Genomic DNA, 18304 nt, shown 5'->3' with positions numbered 1-18304 from the left:
TCGTGTTTTTGTTATAAAAAATCGCTGCAGGCGGACGCTGATTTGTGGACTACTTAAAACTGACACAAAACAAAATCCCCCGCAAAGTTCTGCGAGGGATTGAAAGGACGCCATAAAAAAGCATGCGCATCCAGCCTTTCCTCGCAGGCATATGGGTGTGTTGTCATAAAGGCAGGTCTCCTGGCTTGTGATCATTGGTGTTTGCACCTTCCCAAAGCATTGCTTCAGTGGCATATTGCAAATTCCTCTCACATACAGTGGCGGGACCGCGCCGGAGTTGAACCGGCTTCCCTTTTAACTCATGTTCTTAGACATAAGCACCTTTATGAATCGCTATTAAGTTCTAATTCTGTTTCATTATACACGTAACCGTTTAGCTTTCGCTTACATTTTTTCAGGAGCTTCGACGCCGACTGTTTTGAGTGCATTCGCTAACGTTGTTTTCACAGCCGTGATCAATGCCAAACGAGCACTTGTCATTTCGGCGTTTGCTGCATCTAATACTTTATTGGCATTGTAGAAACTATGGAAATTTGACGCCAATTCTTGAATGTACGTTGTAATACGGTGAGGTGCACGTTGTTTCGCTGCATCTGCGATGACTTGTGGGAAATCCCCAATTTTTTTCAAAACATCAATTTCTTTTTCAGAAGTCAACAAGTTTAAATGCTCTTCTGAAGCTAGTAAACCTTGTTCTTCTGCTTGACGCAAGATTGAGCTAATACGAGCATGCGCATATTGCGAGTAATAAACCGGGTTTTCGTTGGACTGTGAAACGGCCAAATCCAAATCAAAGTCCATATGCGAATCGCCTGAACGCATCGCGAAGAAATAACGAACGGCATCTAGTCCAACTAGTTCGACTAGTTCGCGCATCGTTACCGCTTTTCCTGTACGTTTACTCATCTTCATTTTTTCGCCGTCTTTGTACAATTGCACCATTTGAATAATGCTCACTTCAAGTGTATCACGGTCATAACCAAGCGCTTCGATCGCTGCTTTCATCCGTGGAATATAACCGTGATGGTCAGCACCCCAAACGTTGATCAGCTTGCCAAAACCGCGTTGCAATTTATCTTCATGGTAGGCAATATCCGGCATTAAATACGTATACGTGCCATCATTTTTAATTAAGACACGATCTTTGTCATCTCCAAATGTTGTTGACCGGAACCATGTAGCGCCTTCTTCTTCAAAGACATGACCATTTGCACGGAGCTTAGCTAATGCTTCATCGATTTTACCGTTTTTGTATAAGGATGATTCTGGGTACCATTCATCAAACTCAACGCGGAAGTTTGCTAAATCTTGTTGCAGTTTAGCTAATTCCACTTTTAACCCGTGTTGACGGAATGTTTCAAAACGCTCTTCATGCGTCATGCTAACAAATTTATCGCCATGTTCTTGAACCAGCGCTTCTGCGATGTCTTTAATATCTTGGCCACGGTAGCCATCTTCTGGCATGCTGTCGCCTTTGCCAAGTGCTTCAAAATAACGCGCTTCGATCGATAAAGCCAAATTGTTAATTTGGTTACCGGCATCGTTAATATAATATTCACGAGATACATCATATCCAGCCAAGTCTAGAATGTTGCATAGCGAATCGCCGACTGACGAGCCACGCGCATGCCCTAAATGCAGGTCTCCAGTTGGATTAGCCGAAACAAACTCGACTTGGATGCGCTCATTGCCGCCTGCCGTTGAACGCCCGTAATCTACTTTTTGCTCTAGTACCGTTTTGACAACGTCCTGCAAATAATCTTTTTTGATTGTAATGTTGATAAATCCGGGTCCAGCAATATCTACTGTTTGGATGTTCGCTGCATCTTTATCAAGATTTGCTACAATCGCTTCGGCAATTGCACGAGGTGGCTTTTTCGCCAAACGTGTTAATTGCATCGCAATATTCGTTGCATAATCGCCATTTGTTTTATCTCTCGGTGATTCCAACTGTACTTCAACTGATTCTGTTGTTAACTCTGCTTTTTCGATTGCTTCCGCAAATGCTGTTTTAATGGCGTGTTGAACTTGTTCTACTGCATTCATTATTTAGCCTCCATAAATTGTATTTCCATTTCGTATTCACCGACATGTTCTGACCCTAATGCCATATCGTATCGGACCTTGAATCGTGTATCACTGATCAACAGTTCATGCGCTTTCGTCGTCAACATAAACGATCCTTGTTCATTTGTCAGATTGCCGGTTTGTTCTTTATGTAATAAAAAAGGGAGCCGCATCTGCAAGCCGCCGCTTCTCATAATCACCGCTTCATTTTCTTGAAGTTTAACCATCGTCCGAATTTCAAGGTCATCTTGCTGCTCGGCATACTGCAAATAGCGCAGCTGGTTTTTCTCCGTTAATGTCCCTCGAGATTCCAATACCATTACTTGTTCTTCCATTTCCGGCTGACGGATCGTCGTTGTCAGTTTTATTTGTACTGTCTTTTGCATGTCTCTCCGCCTCCCCGTCAAATAATAACCTTCTCATTATAGCCCGATTCACTCGGCTTTTTCAATACAGCACCTATTGTTTGCGCCAGTTCTTTTTACCGGGACGTTGCGAATGGAGAAATTCGATAAATTTATAGCAAAAACCGACCCTTTTATTTTAGGGGCGGTTTATTTTCATTTGTATGATTGGGTTTATCTTGACTGAAGTCCTAGCAGTTTAATCAATGGTTTGATGGTTAAGCCTTGAATGACTAAAGAAAACAGGACGACCGCAAACGTTAAGATTAAAATCGTTTCACGTCCGTCGAAACTTGCCGGAAGACTTAATGCTAAGGCAATCGATAAGCTGCCTTTTAACCCGCCCCAGTTCAATAAAATCCGCTCTTTACGATTTAAGTCTTTAGCCGGCATTGTACTGAAAAACAGAGCAACAACTCTCGCCACTAAAACGATGACAATGGCCAATAAGATGATCAACCATTGGCCAGAAAAATCGATATTGCGAATTTCCAATCCGACAATCAAAAAAATTAACGAATTCGCAATAAGTGTGATGACGTCCCAAAATGTATTAATCGCATTTTTCGTTAACTCTGACATCCCGATTTTACCGCCGTAATCATTAAAAACAAACCCTCCTGCTACTACAGCGATGATTCCAGACACGTGTATATGCTCTGCGATAAAATAACTCCCGAAAAACAATAATGCAGAGATGGCAATTTCAAAAGGATAATCGTCATAAAAGCGAATAACTTGTGAAAAGAGGTACCCCAGAATGACACCAACCAATATGCCTCCTACAGCAAAACGAAGAAATAGCAACACACCACTGCCTAAGCCTGCCCAGCCCATATCAATATAAGTCAGTAAATAAACAGACGCGATTTGAAATAAGACGATCGCAATTCCGTCATTAAAAAGAGATTCGCCTTCCATAATTGTGGAAAGCTTTTCTGAAACCCCTGCAGATTTAAAGATGGATAAGACACTTATTGGATCGGTTGCGCTCATCAATGCCGCAAACGTAAAAGCGACCGCTAAAGGAAGACCTAGTAAAAAATGAGTTAAAAACCCGATCACAACAAACGATATAAATGTTCCACCTAAAGCAAGGCCTAATACGGTCTTTCTTCGTTTGTATAAATGATGAAAAGGAAGCTTTAACGTAGCATCACCAAGCAGGATAGGTAAAAACAAAGAAATGATGATCACTTGGAAAACTTCCGATTGTGTAATAAATTCTTCGGCCATGTCAATGAATGGAAATGGTAAGCTAGTCGTTCCCAGCAAAAGACCTACCAGAACTAATGCAATGGTGTCTGGTTGCTTGATTTTTCTGGCAATCCCGACAACTGTAATCGCAATGGCCAATAACACCAAGATTTGGATGAATACCTCATCAAACTCATGCATAAGTCACTGTCCTTTCTTTATTTATTGCTTTCTTCATCTATATCTCTTATTGGATTTTACTAAACGTAGCGTCCACTATTTCTGGAACCAAAAACAGACGGGAAAACAATTCGTTTTCTCCGTCTGCCTTATTTTAATGTTACTTCGTATAGGTAGTGACAAAAGAAGGTCGCGGAAAAATATTTGGTCGTTTGTCTATCCCTTCTTTTGTACCACGTTTTGCATGTGCATGACCATATGCTTGTGACTCTTGCCAATCTTTAAACGATTTCTCGTCTTTCCATAAAGTTAAAATAGTATAAGTATCCGAATAGAGCGGACGCAGTACACGTATTGCTGCAAAGCCAGGTTCTTTTTCTACCATTCCAGCTCTGTTTTGAAAACGCGATTCAAAAAGATCGCGACCTTCATCTGTTACCGGAATATTGTTAAAAACCGCGTAGCCGCCGTCCTCAATATGGCCCACAGCGTTTAACACTTCATACGCTTCTGCGTTGCGTAAAGTTGTCCCGTCTCCTGCCTCGTAAAGCACAACAGCTTCTTTCTCATTCTGTAACTGGGTCATGTTCGCATTTGGTTGGTCTGCCTTAATTTGTTCGACTTGATCTTGTGGCCCCGTCCATTTATACAATTTCATGCTACGCACCTCTTCTACTGGATTCTTTTTTTCATTTTACCGTTTTCGAGAGAAGTTTTCTAATTTAGGCTCTTTCCACCATAAGAAAACCCGCCTAGAAACATTCCAGACGGGTTTGACGGTCTATTTAATTGGCTGAAAAAACGCCGCTTCGCTAGCGCGTCTTACGCCCGTCGAATCTACACGGCCGCTTGCGCTTTTCTTTTTGGCTAGCTCTAGCGGCTAGTCCCTCGGGGTCTTAAGTCAGCCCACTGCGGAAATCAAGATTTCCTGCGTGTTCTGTCTTAAGCCTGTCGGGACTGAACAGCCGCTTGCGCTTTTCTTTTTGGCTAGCTCTAGCGCACAGCTCTTTGGGTCATAAGCCGTCTCGACTGTGCGGCAAAGAACGCCGCTTCGTCGATCCGTCTTATGCCCGGCAGAGCTACATGTGCGCTTCCGCTTTTCTTTTTGGCTAGCTCTAGCGGCCAGATTCTAGGGTCGTAAGTCACTCTAGCTGTGCGGCTGGAAAAACGCCGCTTCGCCAGAGCGTCTTACGCCCGTCGAATCTACACGGCCGCTTCCGCTTTTCTTATTTCACCCAACCTAAAATCATTTCGCGCATTAATTTGCTTGCTGTGTTCGCTGTTTGGTCGGAATGATCGTACACGGGCGCTAGTTCTACAAGGTCAAAACCGACGACATTGACACCTGATGCTGCGATTGCATGGATAGAAGCTAGTAATTCGCGAGACGTGATACCGCCTGCGTCAACTGTTCCGGTTCCTGGTGCGTGTGCAGGGTCTAGTACGTCCATATCAATCGTGACGTACACATTGCGCCCTTCAAGTGTTGGTAAAACTTCTTTTAAAGGCTCAAGCACTTCAAATTTCGAAAGGTGCATGCCGTTTTCTTTTGCCCAGTCGAATTCTTCTTTCATCCCTGAACGAATACCAAATGAATAGACATTCTTCGGTCCGATATGATCTGCGATTTTGCGTATCGGTGTCGAATGCGAGTATTCTTCGCCTTCGTAGTTTTCGCGAAGGTCTGTGTGTGCATCAAAGTGAATAATTGCCAGATCATCGTATTTACTAGCGACTGCTTTCATTACGGGCAATGACACCAAATGCTCGCCGCCCATGCCCATAGGAATTTTTTCGTCCGCTAAAAGAGTGTGTACATACGTTTCGATTTCCGCTAAGCTTTTTTCCGGATTACCAAATGGTAACGGAATGTCGCCTGCATCAAAAAACTTAACGTCTCCTAGCTCGCGGTCAAGGTACGGGCTATATTCTTCTAGTCCAATTGAAACTTCGCGAATTTTGTTCGGACCAAAACGAGAACCCGGACGGTAACTAACTGTCCAGTCCATCGGCATGCCGTAAAGAACCGCTTTGGATTCTTCGTAATTCGGGTGGCTTTTGATAAATACTTTTCCTGAATACGTTTCGTCAAATCTCATGTGTTATTCTCCTGTCAAATCTTTCACGAATTTCGGTAAAACAAACGCAGCGTTGTGTAACTCTGGCGTGTAGTATTTCGTGTCGATTTCATGGAAACGTTCTGCTGGTACTTCTAATGGGTTGTACTTTTTCGAACCGATTGTGAAGGCCCACAAACCACTTGGGTATGTTGGAATGTTCGCCAAATAAAGACTAGTAATTGGGAAAATTTCTTTTACATCACTTTGCACTTGTTTGATTAAATCTGCTTTAAACCACGGGTTGTCCGATTGCGCGACGAAAATACCGTCTTCTTTCAAGGCTTTTGAAATCCCTGCATAAAAGCCTTTAGAGAACAAGTTTACAGCTGGTCCAACGGGTTCAGTTGAATCTACCATAATCACGTCAAACTCGTTATCTGATTCTGCGATGTGCATGAACCCGTCTCCAACGATAACTTCCACACGTGAATCTTCTAAGCCTGACGCAATACTCGGCAAGAATTTTTTTGAGTACTCGATTACTTTTCCATCAATGTCGACAAGTGTTGCTTTTTTAACAGACGGGTGCTTTAAAATTTCACGAATTACGCCGCCATCACCGCCGCCAACGACTAAAACGTTCTCAGGGTTAGGGTGTGTAAACAAGGGAACGTGTGCAACCATTTCGTGATAAACAAATTCGTCTTTTTCAGAAGTCATGACCATGCCATCTAAAAACAACATATTGCCCCACTCTGCTGTTTCTGCCATTTCAAGATATTGAAAAGCTGTTTGTTCTGTATGAAGGGTTTTATTGATTTTCATCGTAATCCCAAAGTTTTCTGTTTGCTTTTCTGTATACCAAAATCCTGCCATCTATAATCAAACTCCTTTTCATTCTGAATAAAATCCACTTAAAAAAGTATAAGTGTTTTCAAAAAAAGTGCAATATTTATTTCATACTCCTCTTTACCCGCTCAAAGCTGCACTACACTAAAAATAAAAAGGTTTTCTGTGCAGGGAACTTTTTCCCTTCACAGAAAACCTTTTTAAATCCTGATGGTGCGGAGAAAGAGACATGAGGCATTGGGCTTGGGTTTTATCGCAATGGCTCACGGCACTTGCTCGCTATCAGGTGTCCTAGCTTTCTATTGAAAAGCTGTAGTTCTAGTGTACTGCCTTTTATAAACAACTTCAACCATCCGGTAGACGCAATTTGAAATGTCATACTCTGTTCAAAAAGCATTTTTTTATTACAGGAACACGTTTTTTATCATCTGCCTAAGTCTTGATGAAGTTGCTCTGAGCTATTGTTCCACATTTCTGCGTTATGCGATTCTAAATAGTCGGCCAGTACGCGTTTTGATGGCTCATCCATTTGGTCCACAAGAATTTTGCGTTTCATTGATTTGTCCATGCGGTTCACATGATCTGCTAAAATTTTGTAGCCTCTTCGTTTTTCACGATTAACCACCATTTCACACGCTGCAACTCCGGCGTAATAAGGGCCTACCGGATTAAAATCGATGGTGATCCACACAAGCCAATAATCTTTGCCACTTGCCGAATCTTCTCGGTTAGTTGTAAATTTAATGCCGCGCTCTACTTCACTGCGGGCATGCATGGCACCGATATCAATAAACGCTTCTTGCTCTTCTACGTCAATAAATAAGGGAGAAACATTCTCCAAAGATAGAGACCCAATGCCATAACCTTTATGGCCGTCCGTTGGATCATTTTTTATAATGGTAAATCCTACTTTTTGTTTTGGTTTTTCTTCATTCGCCATTGTCTGAATCCTCCGTTCTGCTATGATGATAGTATTCTTAAGAAAAGGAGCTGTATTCATTATGCCATACGTTACTGTAAAAATGCTCGAAGGTCGCACAGAAGACCAGAAACGCGCACTTGTTGAAAAGGTATCCGAAGCTGTTTCTGAAACGACAGGCGCACCAATCGAAAACGTAACCGTCTTTATCGAAGACATGAAAAAAACAGATTACGGCACAAAAGGCAAACTCTTTAGCGATCAATAAAGAAAAGCGGAAATGGCCGTTCAGCTTCGACAAGCATAAAGCGCGCTGGCGAAGCGACGTGTTTTCAGCCGCACAGCCAGCGTGACTTATGACCCGAGGAGCTAGGCACTTGCAACTGGACCATAGAAAAGTGAAAGCAGCCGTGTAGATTCGACGGGCATAAGACGCGCTGGCGAAGTGGCGTGTTTTCAGCCGCACAGCTAGAGTGACTTATGACCCGAGAATCTGGCTGCTGGAACTGGACAACTCGAAAAGTGAAAGTGCCTGGTCAGCTCCGATAAAAGCTAGATTAGGCATTTCCCATAAAATAGCCGAAAAACTCCCGTTACGGGAGTTTTTTCGTTTGCTGCTTGTTATGAGCTCAATTCCGCAATAAAGGCAAAAGAATCTTCTATCTCTTCTACTGTAAAGTTAAGTTTTCCTTTGACAATGTGTAGCTTGTCAATTTGTTCCTGATGGGGTAAATTATCGAAATACAAGAGTGTTGCGGTTAACTCTAAAAAACGGCCACTTTTGGCGTTCAGTTTTTCAGCAGTCGCTGGGTTTTCTAAAATAGAGGTGCCCAAAACCTTGCGAAACTCCTGACCTTCTTCTGTTACCGTATATTTATATTGAACATAAGAACCTTTATCCTCCAATGCCTCTGATAAAAATCCCATGTCGCATAACTCCTCTACACGAGCAGTCAATTCCTCTGAATACGGTCCATAAATATGAAACTCGTATTTTTCCTGAAACGGAATGTCCAACTTCTTCATAATGTAAATCATTTTCTGCAATTTCTTGCGACCGGTTACACCTTCTGCAGTGGCAATAAAATCCACAATTTTTGCGTGTTCTTGGAGCAACTAGACCCCTCCTTCTCGAAGCATTTCCAAAATCTGCTGCTTGATGGCTGTCTTTTTGCCGTCGATCAATAGTTCAGCTGGAAAATACAATTTATAATCCGTTCTGCGTTTACCTGAAATCGCATCCACAATTTGTGACAAGCGTGATAATTCTTTAATATCACCATTTGGCATTAACAAATGAATTGGCAAACGTTCTTCTTCTTCACCCGGGCGATAAAAATCATAAGGCAAGTCAGAAGTTGAATCATCAATCAAATAATACTCTGGGTCTATGCCGGCAGAACGAAACAATTCGGTCAACTCGCCCAGCTTCTTGTAATTCTTGGCTGGATCAAAATCGACATATTGAAACAAACGCCTGTTGACAAATCGGTCGCACAAGTCCGAAAGAATCGGATCACGTTCGGTCATCCATAATTGAAAATAAGTCATTAAGACGCCTTCATCTAGCGCCAAATAGTCTTTCAACGTAAAACTGCGGTCAAAAAATGATAAGAAATGAGTTGGAGGTTGTTCGAATTTATAGCCATTTCCACTCAATTCTTTCGCCCGTTGAAGGATTTTTCGTAAAATCACTTCTGCACTGCGCGCAACTGGATGGAAATACACTTGCCAATACATTTGGTAGCGGCTCATGATGTAATCCTCAACTGCATGCATCCCACTCGATTTGATCACCACTTGATCACCTAGTGGGCGCATCACCCGTAGAATTCGCTCCATATCAAAATGACCGTACGAAACCCCCGTATAATAAGCATCGCGCTGAAGATAATCCATGCGATCCGCGTCGATTTGACTAGAAATCAACGACACAACCTGTTTATTTGAATACGTTTTAGCGATAACTTCTGCCACTTTCGTCGGAAACTCTGGTGATACGTTCTGAAGAATTTCGTTAACCTCAGTATTTCCAAGCAGGATTTTCCGTGTAAATTCTTCGTGATCGACAGAGAAAACTTTTTCAAATGAATGCGAAAACGGACCGTGTCCCAAGTCGTGAAGAAGCGCTGCGCACAACACTACTAACCGTTCATTTTCATCCCATTCTGGACGACCGTGAAAAATATCATCCGAAATCCTGCGGACGATTTCATAAACGCCAAGCGAATGGTTGAACCGACTATGTTCCGCCCCGTGAAAGACTAAATATGAAGTGCCCAATTGCTTGATCCTGCGCAAACGCTGAACTTCGCGCGAATTGATCAAGTCCCAAATCACTTGGTCGCGCACGTGGACATATCGATGAACTGGATCTTTAAAGACTTTTTCTTCGGCTAATTTTTGTGTTGCGTAACTCACCCGCGCACCTCCGTTTTTTCATGTAACAGCTATTCTACACCAGTGCCACAATGCTATTCAAGAGGACGTTCTAGCATTTTTCGGTTCCGCTCAACTACACGATCTAAATAAAATCCGTATAACTCTGTTTCAACAGGCTGTAGCGCCATCGGTACTGGTGACCCCATCAAAGCATGTAAATCTACAACAACTTCTTGGACAGTAATTTGTCTTGCCAATAGTTCACTAAGCGATGCCATTGTTTCTGGTTTTATTTCAGGATAGGCAAACTTTGTTTCTTCGCCTTGGAGTCCCGCTTTGTAAAAGTCACGAATGACCTCTGCACGTTGTGCGCCACTACCCTCAATACATAAATAAACTTGAACAGCGATGCCGCGACGAATCCGGCGCTGTGAAATGCCCGCGAATTTCCGACCCCCAATGCTGAGATCGTAAGAGCCTGGACAATACGATCCCACGATTTCGTAGGCGTCAATATCCGCTTCAGGGAATAATTCACGCACCAAATCGAGCATTAAGTCGTAACCCGCTGAGATATCGATGGCGTTGTCTTTTTCCGATAGCACGAGCGAAATGTTTAAAACGCCGGCATCCAGCACAACTGCCAGTCCTCCTGAATTCCGTACAATCGGCGTAAAGCCATGGTCTTTTAATACATCCATGCCTTTTTCAATATGCGGCAAACGATGATCTTGGATTCCTAACACTACCGTATCGTCGTGCACCCATGTTCGAACGGTTGGTGCGCTTTTTCCGGATCCCACCAACTCACATAAGGTATCGTCTGCTGCAAATGATTCAAGCGCAGAGCGACTTTTCGCGCTTAACGATTGATCCCAAAAACGCCAAGCTGTTTCTTCAAAAAATAACGGCATATTTATTTCTCCTCTTTCTGCAATTCCATGTCTCTAGTTTACTCTTTTCAGCAAGCGCTGAAAACCCGTGGACGTCATGTCAAATTAGTGACAGCCATTTGTTTTAAAGGAAGTTGTATGGCCAGTGTGATAAACTGATTGATGAGAGATTTACATTAAAAGGAGTGTTTGAGTAATGAATGAAGCTGCAATTACATTAGACGGCTGGTACGTTCTCCATGATTTCCGCTCAATGGACTGGGTTTCGTGGAAAATGCTAACGGACGAAGAACGCCAATTCGCGATCGACGAATTCCAAGCATTCATGGACAAAATCAACCAAGCTGATGAAAATAAAACCGGCGCACATGCCTTGTATTCAATTGTTGGCCAAAAAGCTGACTTGATGTTAATGATGTTGCGTGAAACGATGGACGAATTAAACGAACTTGAAACAGAATACAACAAATTGACATTGATTGCTTATACAGTTCCTACGTACTCATACGTTTCAGTTGTTGAGCTTTCTAACTACCTTGCCGGAAAATCAGATGAAGATCCTTACCAAAATCCGCATATCCGTTCTCGTCTATACCCAGAACTTCAACGTTCGCAGTATATTTGCTTCTATCCAATGGACAAGCGTCGCGACGGTGATGATAACTGGTACATGCTACCAATGGATACACGTAAAGAATTAATGCTATCTCATGGTAAAATCGGCCGTAGCTATGCTGGTAAAGTCAAGCAGATCATTTCTGGGTCTGTCGGCTTTGATGACTACGAATGGGGCGTTACTTTGTTTGCAGACGACGTTCTTCAATTCAAAAAGTTGATCTACGAAATGCGTTTTGACGAAGTCAGCGCGCGTTACGCAGAATTTGGTTCATTCTATGTAGGCACACGCCTAGATGCCGAACGCACGACTAAAATGTTAGAAGTTTAATTGATCTATATTGAAAAGTCGCCTTTTAGGCGACTTTTTCTATTTGAATTTTTGTGACCGCACCTCGTGAAGAGATTTCCAGCAAACTTTTATGAATTTATTCCAATTATTTGGATATACTGTCCGAATGGAACAAAATACTGTCCGTTTCACGACAAATACTGTCCGAATTCCATCGAATACTGTCCGAATCGTATACTTTACTGTCCAAACGGCAAAACGACTCAAAAAAAGGGCAATTCGCGCGAAGCGAATTGCCCTTTTCAACGTCATTACAATGCTTTGGCTGCAGCGATAATGACCATGACCCAAGCGGCGATAAACGCAATGCCTCCGATTGGGGTAATAGCGCCAAGAACGCCGATTCCTGTCAAACTTAATACGTATAAGCTACCTGAGAAAATAACAATTCCGGCAAGCATTAAATAACCGGCCCAACTTAATGAACTGAGTGATCCGAGTAGCGTTGAACTCATCAAGATTGCGACAACGATCAAGCCAATCGAGTGAAACATTTGATACTGTACGGCAGTTTGCCATGTATCCAAATACTTGTCTGCAACACGACCTTCTAAAAGGTGTGCGCCAAATGCGCCGAACGCTACAGATAAAAGAGCGTTAACCGCTCCAGCAATTAAGAAAAACTTCATAGTCGACTTCCTCTTTCCATTTAAAATTCAAACAGCGAATCGCCGTTTGCGTCTTCTTCTTTCAGCTTGTTGACGGCAGATACTGTCTGCGTTTGCGGCTGAGGGGAAGAAAGTGGTACGGCACGTGGGGTTTGAATGTCGCTCATCGGTTGCTCGTCTTCTAACAACAAATCACATAATGCACGAATGGCTACGACTGAGTCGCGAAACTTTGAAGAATCGCCATTCCGAGCACGCGTCGTATGCTTGTCGATTTCATTTAAAATACGCGTCGTATCGATGGACATGATACAGCCCCTCTCCGTTTTGATTTAATTCCAGTTTAACACGTCCACCTGCTACAGTTCAGTCCAAACAAAAATCAATAGGCTGTTGTCCGCGGCTTTGTAACAGACTGTTCACTTTTGAATAAGGCCGACTGTCAAAAAATCCACGATGGGCGCTGAGCGGACTTGGATGAGGCGCTTCAAGCACATCATGTTTATCGAGGTCAATCAGTCGTTTTTTCATTTGGGCAGGTTTGCCCCATAATATAAAAACAATTGGCTCTTCGCGCTCGGACAATTTACCAATCACGCTGTCCGTAAACGTCTCCCAGCCTTTGTTGCGATGCGAATGTGCTTCTCCTGCTCTTACTGTCAATACGCTGTTCATCATTAAAATGCCCTGGTCGGCCCATTTCGTTAAAGTGCCATCTTTTGGTTTTTCGCAACCAATATCTTCTTTTAATTCTTTCAGCAAATTCTGTAAGCTTGGCGGATGCGCTACTCCGGGTAAAACAGAAAAACTAAGTCCATGTGCTTGGTTGGGACCATGATACGGATCTTGTCCGAGAATAACGACTTTTACATCGCGATAGGCAGTATGTTCAAAGGCAGACCAAATATTTTCCATTGCAGGATAAATCGTTTGCTCAGCGTATTCTTCTTTCAAAAACGCACGCAGCTCCAAATAATACGGTTTGTCGAATTCTTTACCGATGACCTGCTGCCAATCGTTGTGAAAAATTTGTTTTTTCAACTCCATCACTCCTCGAACTCGACTGTAACATCATAATTGACCAAGCCGAACATCTCTTGAACAGAACGCGCAGCATTATCTTCGGCCGTCTGTAACACACCTTGACCTTCCGTTTCTTGAAGCATCAACTTTTTAGCTTCTTCTGCCAGTTCGTAAGCTTCAGAAATGTCAGCCCCGCTGCGAAACAGCCCTTCATACGAATAAACTTCTACTTGATCCATAAACAATTCCGGTCCTCCTAGAAATTCTGCTGGGGGCAATGTTAATGTCGCTGTTTGAGCATCTTCATCGAGTACTATATCGTCTTCAGATACTTTGGAAAAATCAATTCCAGCTCGTACTGACCCTGGAATAACGACCAGTAATTGCCGTTTTGTACCAGGCAAATCGAGACCAATCTCCTGACCAAATAATGAATTGTCCTCGCGTTCGATAATCACTTTCGAAAAAGCTTCCGCTGTGGACAGTTCATTCAAGTCCTGAATTTGTTCTAAAAAAGCGCCTTTACTTTCTGTGAAGGTGCTGCCTTTAATCATCCAAAAAGTTCCAAGGGGCAAGGCCACTAAAAGTAATAGTAAAACCACAATGAGCACTAAAAAAGAATTGCGAAAAACACTCATCATCAGTTTGGCATATTTCCAGAAGCCAGATTCTTTCGTATCCCCTTGCTCTTTCATTTCTTCTAACAACCGTTCGATTTCAGTCATCCGTGGATCTTTAGCCAAGATATCCCCTACTTTCTTATGTTCTATTTATCCAGCTTCATGGTACGATTGTCCAAAGGAGCGATTACGATGGCCGATTGGCGCGAAAAGATTACGAGTGTTTCAAAAACGAAAGGCACAACAGCTCCTGAAAGCGCAAAGCGCGCTGGACTAGGCTGTTTAGGTGTAATTATTGCTGTTGTTTCTATTCTAACATTACTTATTACGATTGGTCTTTTCAAAAGCGGCTTTGTTTTAATGGGCATTTTTGCGACTGCATTTTTGCTTATTTGCGTTGCAACTACCGTTTTACTGCTTGTCCCGAATAAGCGTAATTCGTTGTAAACACTCGAAATTTTGTTAAAATAGTGGCAAAGACAATCCAATTTAGAGGAGCTAACCTAATGACACTCAAAAAAACCTTAACCATTGCTGGATCAGATACTTCTGGCGGTGCAGGCATACAAGCAGACCTTAAAACATTCCAAGAACACGGAACTTATGGCATGAACGCATTAACGGTCATCGTCACAATGGATCCTGAGAATGGCTGGAGTCATGGGATTCATCCGATCGCATTAGATACACTAGACGCCCAGTTGAAAACAGCATTTTCTACAGGGGTTGACGCTTTGAAGACTGGTATGCTCCCAACTGTAGACATCATTAAAATGGCCGGCAAAGCCATTGCAGACTCTGGAATCAAAGACGTTGTCATTGATCCCGTTATGGCTTGCAAAGGGGAAAACGAAGTGTTGTTCCCTGAAAATGTGGATGCCATGATAAAGTATTTATTGCCAAACGCCAAAGTCGTGACACCAAACTTGGTAGAAGCAGGCAATTTATCCGGAATGGGCGTGTTGAAAACTGTTGAAGACATGCAAGCGGCCGCTGAGAAAATTCACGCACACGGCGCAGAATTTGTGGTCATTAAAGGCGGCAAACAGCTCCAGCATGAAAAAGCAGCGGACTTATTGTTTGATGGCAAAACACATTATTTACTGACATCTGAAAAAACAGATACCACTTATAACCACGGCGCAGGTTGTACGTTCGCTGCTGCGATTACCGCGAACTTAGCAAACGGGCAATCTGTTAAAGACGCTGTTCTAAATGCGAAATTTTTTGTCGCAACAGCAATTCAGCACGGCTGGAAGCTGAACGAATACGTTGGTCCAGTTATGCACGGTGCCGCTTCGAAATTCACAAAACCTGAAGTCATTGTGACTGAATTATAAGCAAGAACAAACGCGTGCCGGATTTTCTTCGGCGCGCTTTTTTTGCGGTCCAATTTTGTTGCTGTTGAAATGAGGTACGATTGTTAGCCTCCTATCTGCGGGCGAATTCTCAGGACAATCTTAGCTTTACAAAGCAACCTAATCGCATTCTCACACATAATTCCTTATACTGAAAGAATACCGATTTTATAGGAGGAACATCATGGAATTAGTTGAAGTAAAAAAATTACAAGTCCAACTGGATGCTTTTGCCGGTAAAGATGTTTACCTTCATTTGGAAACAACCAACGGCTCCTATGCCTCACATTTTAACGAAAGCTTTTTCAACGCCGGCGCATTTATCCGGAACGTTGTGATCAATTACGAACTTGGAAAAGTGGTTGGTGACAGTCCGCACCGTGTTGGACTAAAATTACCGCATGGCTGGGTCTACGCTCAAGGCATTACGCATTACGAATTAGACGAAGAGGGTCGGCTGTTGCTTGCCGGACACGCCGGAGACGGAAAACTAGCGGTTGCGCTTGAAATTAGCGAAACACCGTTTAGTTATTAAAGGAGGGACACATAATGACAATTCCACACGAACGTCATGTGCTGGTCGTCTTCCCTCACCCGGATGACGAAGCATTTGGTGTTTCCGGAACGATCACGACACATATTCAACAAGGCACCCCTGTTACATACGCCTGCCTAACACTTGGCGAAATGGGACGCAACTTAGGTAATCCGCCCTTTGCTACGAGAGAATCGCTCCCTGTAGTCCGCAAAAAAGAGCTTCAAGCTTCTGCAGACGCAATGGGATTAACCGATCTTCGAATGATGGGCTTGCGTGATAAAACCATTGAGTTTGAAGATGATGAGAAAATGGTTAAGATGATGACGGATTTGATTGAAGAACTCAATCCTTCAAAAATCATCACCTTTTACCCGGACTTTGCGGTCCATCCAGATCATGAGGCAACAGCACGCGCTGTTGTTCGTGCTGTCCGCCGAATGAAAGATCGGCCAACACTTCACGGCGTAGCTTTTGCAAATAACACGGCGGAGATGCTCGGCCAACCTGATGTCGTTTTTGACATCCGTGAAGTCCGTGAGCAAAAAATGAATTCCATGAAAGCCCATATTTCACAAACAGCTTGGATGCTGGAAGAAATGGAACATAAGCTTCAGCAAGGTGATACTGCTACAGAAAACTGGTTAACCAAAGAACGTTTTTATCATTATCGCTGGCATGAAGATTTCGAAAAATCCTTCTAAAAAACACCCTTCAACTTTTTCTCAGTTGGGGGTGTTTTTTTAAGGTATTTTCAGATAATATAAACATTGGTTATAAAAGCGTTTACATAGGGGAAAGCGTTGTATAATCAGTTATTATTATGTGTATTCATGCACGGAGAAAAGGGGAATTATTTGTGAAAAAGTTTTCTACTTCAACATGGTTATTGTTTTTGATTCCTTCTTTACTCGGAATCCTATTGTTTTTGGTGCCAATTCCAACTGAAGATGGCTGGATGGTAACTATAGCAGTTCTTGCTAACCTTATGGCTGGAGCGATCGAATCCATCGTACCGTGGATTATGATGGGCATTTTAATCGTAGCCGCTCTCGGTTCATTGTTCTTTATCACTAAAAAAGTTAATGAAACTGATTATGTTTCATTTATCGACAAGCTCTTTAATGTCAATCTATTTTGGACGATTGTTCGGATTCTCGGCGCGGTTTTTGCGGTTATGGTGTTGTTCCAAGTCGGTCCTGAACCTATCTGGAATGAAAATACCGGCGGACTTCTTTTATCTGGAGACGGTTTACTGTCTTTCCTTTTCACTATTTTTCTTTTTGCTGGATTGTTTCTTCCCCTCTTGATGAACTTTGGCTTATTGGAATTTTTCGGTACGATAATGGTAAAAATCATGCGTCCACTTTTCCGCTTGCCAGGTCGCTCATCTATTGATGCTTTGGCGTCATGGGTTGGAGACGGTACCATTGGTGTTTTATTGACAAGCAAGCAATATGAGGCAAACAGATATACGCAGCGTGAAGCAGCGATTATCGGAACCACGTTCTCCGTTGTTTCGATTACTTTTGCTATTGTAGTCATACAGGAAATTGGCCTCGGCACCTATTTCCTTCCGTACTACGCTACTGTTATCTTAGCAGGTATTATTTTGGCATTGATCATGCCACGCCTTTACCCGCTGACAAACAAACCGACTACGTTCATGGACGGGTCACCTCAAGATTCTCAATCTGAAGATGTTCCACAAGGCTATAATGTCACTTCTCACGGAATTGAAAATGCTTTGACAAAAGCTGAAGAAAACCGTTCAGTTAAAAAGTTTTTTGAGGATGGTTTTAAAAACGTACTGGATATGTGGATTGGTGTTGCACCAGTTGTAATGGCATTTGGTACAATTGCATTGATTTTAGCCGAATATACACCTGTGTTCAGCATTCTTGGTACACCGTTTGAACCATACCTGCGATTGCTTGGTGTTCCAGAAGCAGCTGAAGCCGCTCAATTAATGGTTGTTGGCTTTGCTGATATGTTCTTACCTGCTATTCTTGGTGCAGACATCGAGTCTGAAATGACACGTTTTGTCGTCGCTACCATGTCCGTCACACAATTGATTTACATGTCCGAAGTTGGTGGATTGTTACTTGGATCCAAAATCCCTGTCAACATCCTGGACCTGATCATCATCTTCTTGCTTCGTACAATTATCGCTTTGCCGATTGTTGTAGGCGTTGCGCACTTGTTGTTTTAATCCACACAAAATGCCATCCGCAAATTGCGA

The 18304-nt window shown here is 42.8% G+C and carries 21 protein-coding genes and 1 riboswitch; of the genes, 7 read left to right on the top strand and 14 right to left on the bottom strand.

Annotated features, from left to right (window positions below):
• Positions 1–153: 153 nt before the first annotated feature.
• Positions 154–340: riboswitch (cobalamin riboswitch) on the bottom strand.
• A gap of 44 nt (positions 341–384) precedes the next feature.
• From argS to AUO94_RS11895, 7 genes are all read right to left on the bottom strand, one after another.
• A complete protein-coding gene (gene argS / locus AUO94_RS11925; protein ID WP_058384425.1) occupies positions 385–2046 on the bottom strand; it encodes an arginine--tRNA ligase in 1662 nt (553 codons plus the stop codon).
• The gene (locus tag AUO94_RS11920; protein ID WP_058384424.1) at positions 2046–2453 is read right to left on the bottom strand and encodes a YwiB family protein; all 408 of its coding nucleotides are present in this window, start codon (positions 2451–2453) and stop codon (positions 2046–2048) included. Before AUO94_RS11920 ends, argS begins: the two co-directional genes overlap by 1 nt.
• Before the next feature lie 192 nt (positions 2454–2645).
• Complete coding sequence (locus tag AUO94_RS11915) at positions 2646–3869, bottom strand: cation:proton antiporter (RefSeq protein ID WP_058384423.1); 1224 nt, start codon at positions 3867–3869, stop codon at positions 2646–2648.
• Positions 3870–4008: 139 nt separating this feature from the next.
• Complete coding sequence (locus tag AUO94_RS11910) at positions 4009–4506, bottom strand: antibiotic biosynthesis monooxygenase family protein (RefSeq protein ID WP_058384422.1); 498 nt, start codon at positions 4504–4506, stop codon at positions 4009–4011.
• Between the two features lie 568 nt (positions 4507–5074).
• A complete protein-coding gene (speB, locus tag AUO94_RS11905; RefSeq protein ID WP_058384421.1) occupies positions 5075–5947 on the bottom strand; it encodes an agmatinase in 873 nt (290 codons plus the stop codon).
• A gap of 3 nt (positions 5948–5950) precedes the next feature.
• On the bottom strand, positions 5951–6784 hold the full coding sequence (gene speE, locus AUO94_RS11900) for a spermidine synthase (protein ID WP_058384420.1): 834 nt from the start codon (positions 6782–6784) through the stop codon (positions 5951–5953).
• 397 nt (positions 6785–7181) lie between these two features.
• The gene (locus AUO94_RS11895) at positions 7182–7697 is read right to left on the bottom strand and encodes a YwhD family protein (RefSeq protein WP_058384419.1); all 516 of its coding nucleotides are present in this window, start codon (positions 7695–7697) and stop codon (positions 7182–7184) included.
• Between the two features lie 61 nt (positions 7698–7758).
• On the opposite strand from AUO94_RS11895, the gene AUO94_RS11890 reads away from it, so the two are divergent.
• Positions 7759–7944, top strand: coding sequence for a 2-hydroxymuconate tautomerase (locus AUO94_RS11890; protein WP_038704761.1), 186 nt, complete (start codon positions 7759–7761; stop codon positions 7942–7944).
• Positions 7945–8297: 353 nt separating this feature from the next.
• Here the strand turns inward: AUO94_RS11890 and AUO94_RS11885 are convergent, their stop codons facing one another.
• The 3 genes from AUO94_RS11885 to lipL are packed head-to-tail and all read right to left on the bottom strand — an operon-like array spanning position 8298 to position 10972.
• Positions 8298–8792 carry a YwgA family protein gene (locus tag AUO94_RS11885; protein ID WP_058384418.1) on the bottom strand — a complete coding sequence of 165 codons (495 nt, stop codon included), beginning with the start codon at positions 8790–8792 and terminating at the stop codon, positions 8298–8300.
• A complete protein-coding gene (locus tag AUO94_RS11880; RefSeq protein WP_058384417.1) occupies positions 8793–10097 on the bottom strand; it encodes an HD domain-containing protein in 1305 nt (434 codons plus the stop codon).
• Between the two features lie 53 nt (positions 10098–10150).
• Entirely contained in the window at positions 10151–10972 is an 822-nt protein-coding gene (lipL, locus tag AUO94_RS11875) for an octanoyl-[GcvH]:protein N-octanoyltransferase (RefSeq protein ID WP_058384416.1), read from the bottom strand.
• 175 nt (positions 10973–11147) lie between these two features.
• Here lipL and hemQ point away from each other — a divergent pair, with 175 nt between their 5' ends.
• Positions 11148–11897, top strand: a complete 750-nt coding sequence (hemQ, locus tag AUO94_RS11870) for a hydrogen peroxide-dependent heme synthase (RefSeq protein ID WP_058384415.1) — start codon at positions 11148–11150, stop codon at positions 11895–11897.
• Positions 11898–12169: 272 nt separating this feature from the next.
• Here the strand turns inward: hemQ and AUO94_RS11865 are convergent, their stop codons facing one another.
• The 4 genes from AUO94_RS11865 to AUO94_RS11850 are packed head-to-tail and all read right to left on the bottom strand — an operon-like array spanning position 12170 to position 14292.
• Positions 12170–12547, bottom strand: coding sequence for a DUF423 domain-containing protein (locus AUO94_RS11865; protein ID WP_058384414.1), 378 nt, complete (start codon positions 12545–12547; stop codon positions 12170–12172).
• A gap of 20 nt (positions 12548–12567) precedes the next feature.
• The gene (locus AUO94_RS11860) at positions 12568–12834 is read right to left on the bottom strand and encodes a YwdI family protein (protein ID WP_058384413.1); all 267 of its coding nucleotides are present in this window, start codon (positions 12832–12834) and stop codon (positions 12568–12570) included.
• A gap of 58 nt (positions 12835–12892) precedes the next feature.
• A complete protein-coding gene (locus AUO94_RS11855; RefSeq protein WP_058384412.1) occupies positions 12893–13573 on the bottom strand; it encodes a uracil-DNA glycosylase in 681 nt (226 codons plus the stop codon).
• Complete coding sequence (locus AUO94_RS11850; RefSeq protein ID WP_058384411.1) at positions 13573–14292, bottom strand: DUF4230 domain-containing protein; 720 nt, start codon at positions 14290–14292, stop codon at positions 13573–13575. Before AUO94_RS11850 ends, AUO94_RS11855 begins: the two co-directional genes overlap by 1 nt.
• A gap of 69 nt (positions 14293–14361) precedes the next feature.
• Between AUO94_RS11850 and AUO94_RS11845 the strand changes: the two genes are divergently transcribed.
• The 5 genes from AUO94_RS11845 (at position 14362) to AUO94_RS11825 (ending at position 18274) form a co-directional block, all read left to right on the top strand.
• On the top strand, positions 14362–14616 hold the full coding sequence (locus AUO94_RS11845; protein WP_058384410.1) for a hypothetical protein: 255 nt from the start codon (positions 14362–14364) through the stop codon (positions 14614–14616).
• 59 nt (positions 14617–14675) lie between these two features.
• Entirely contained in the window at positions 14676–15509 is an 834-nt protein-coding gene (gene thiD / locus AUO94_RS11840; RefSeq protein ID WP_058384409.1) for a bifunctional hydroxymethylpyrimidine kinase/phosphomethylpyrimidine kinase, read from the top strand.
• 202 nt (positions 15510–15711) lie between these two features.
• Positions 15712–16062, top strand: a complete 351-nt coding sequence (locus AUO94_RS11835) for a YojF family protein (RefSeq protein ID WP_058384408.1) — start codon at positions 15712–15714, stop codon at positions 16060–16062.
• 14 nt (positions 16063–16076) lie between these two features.
• Positions 16077–16766 (top strand): bacillithiol biosynthesis deacetylase BshB2, encoded by a 690-nt coding sequence (gene bshB2 / locus AUO94_RS11830; RefSeq protein ID WP_058384407.1) that lies wholly within the window; start codon positions 16077–16079, stop codon positions 16764–16766.
• Between the two features lie 155 nt (positions 16767–16921).
• Positions 16922–18274, top strand: coding sequence for a YjiH family protein (locus AUO94_RS11825; protein WP_058384406.1), 1353 nt, complete (start codon positions 16922–16924; stop codon positions 18272–18274).
• The last annotated feature ends 30 nt before the right edge of the window (positions 18275–18304 follow it).

It is taken from the genome of Planococcus kocurii (genome assembly GCF_001465835.2).
Taxonomy (GTDB): domain Bacteria; phylum Bacillota; class Bacilli; order Bacillales_A; family Planococcaceae; genus Planococcus; species Planococcus kocurii.
This window is presented reverse-complemented; position numbering and strand designations above follow the sequence as displayed.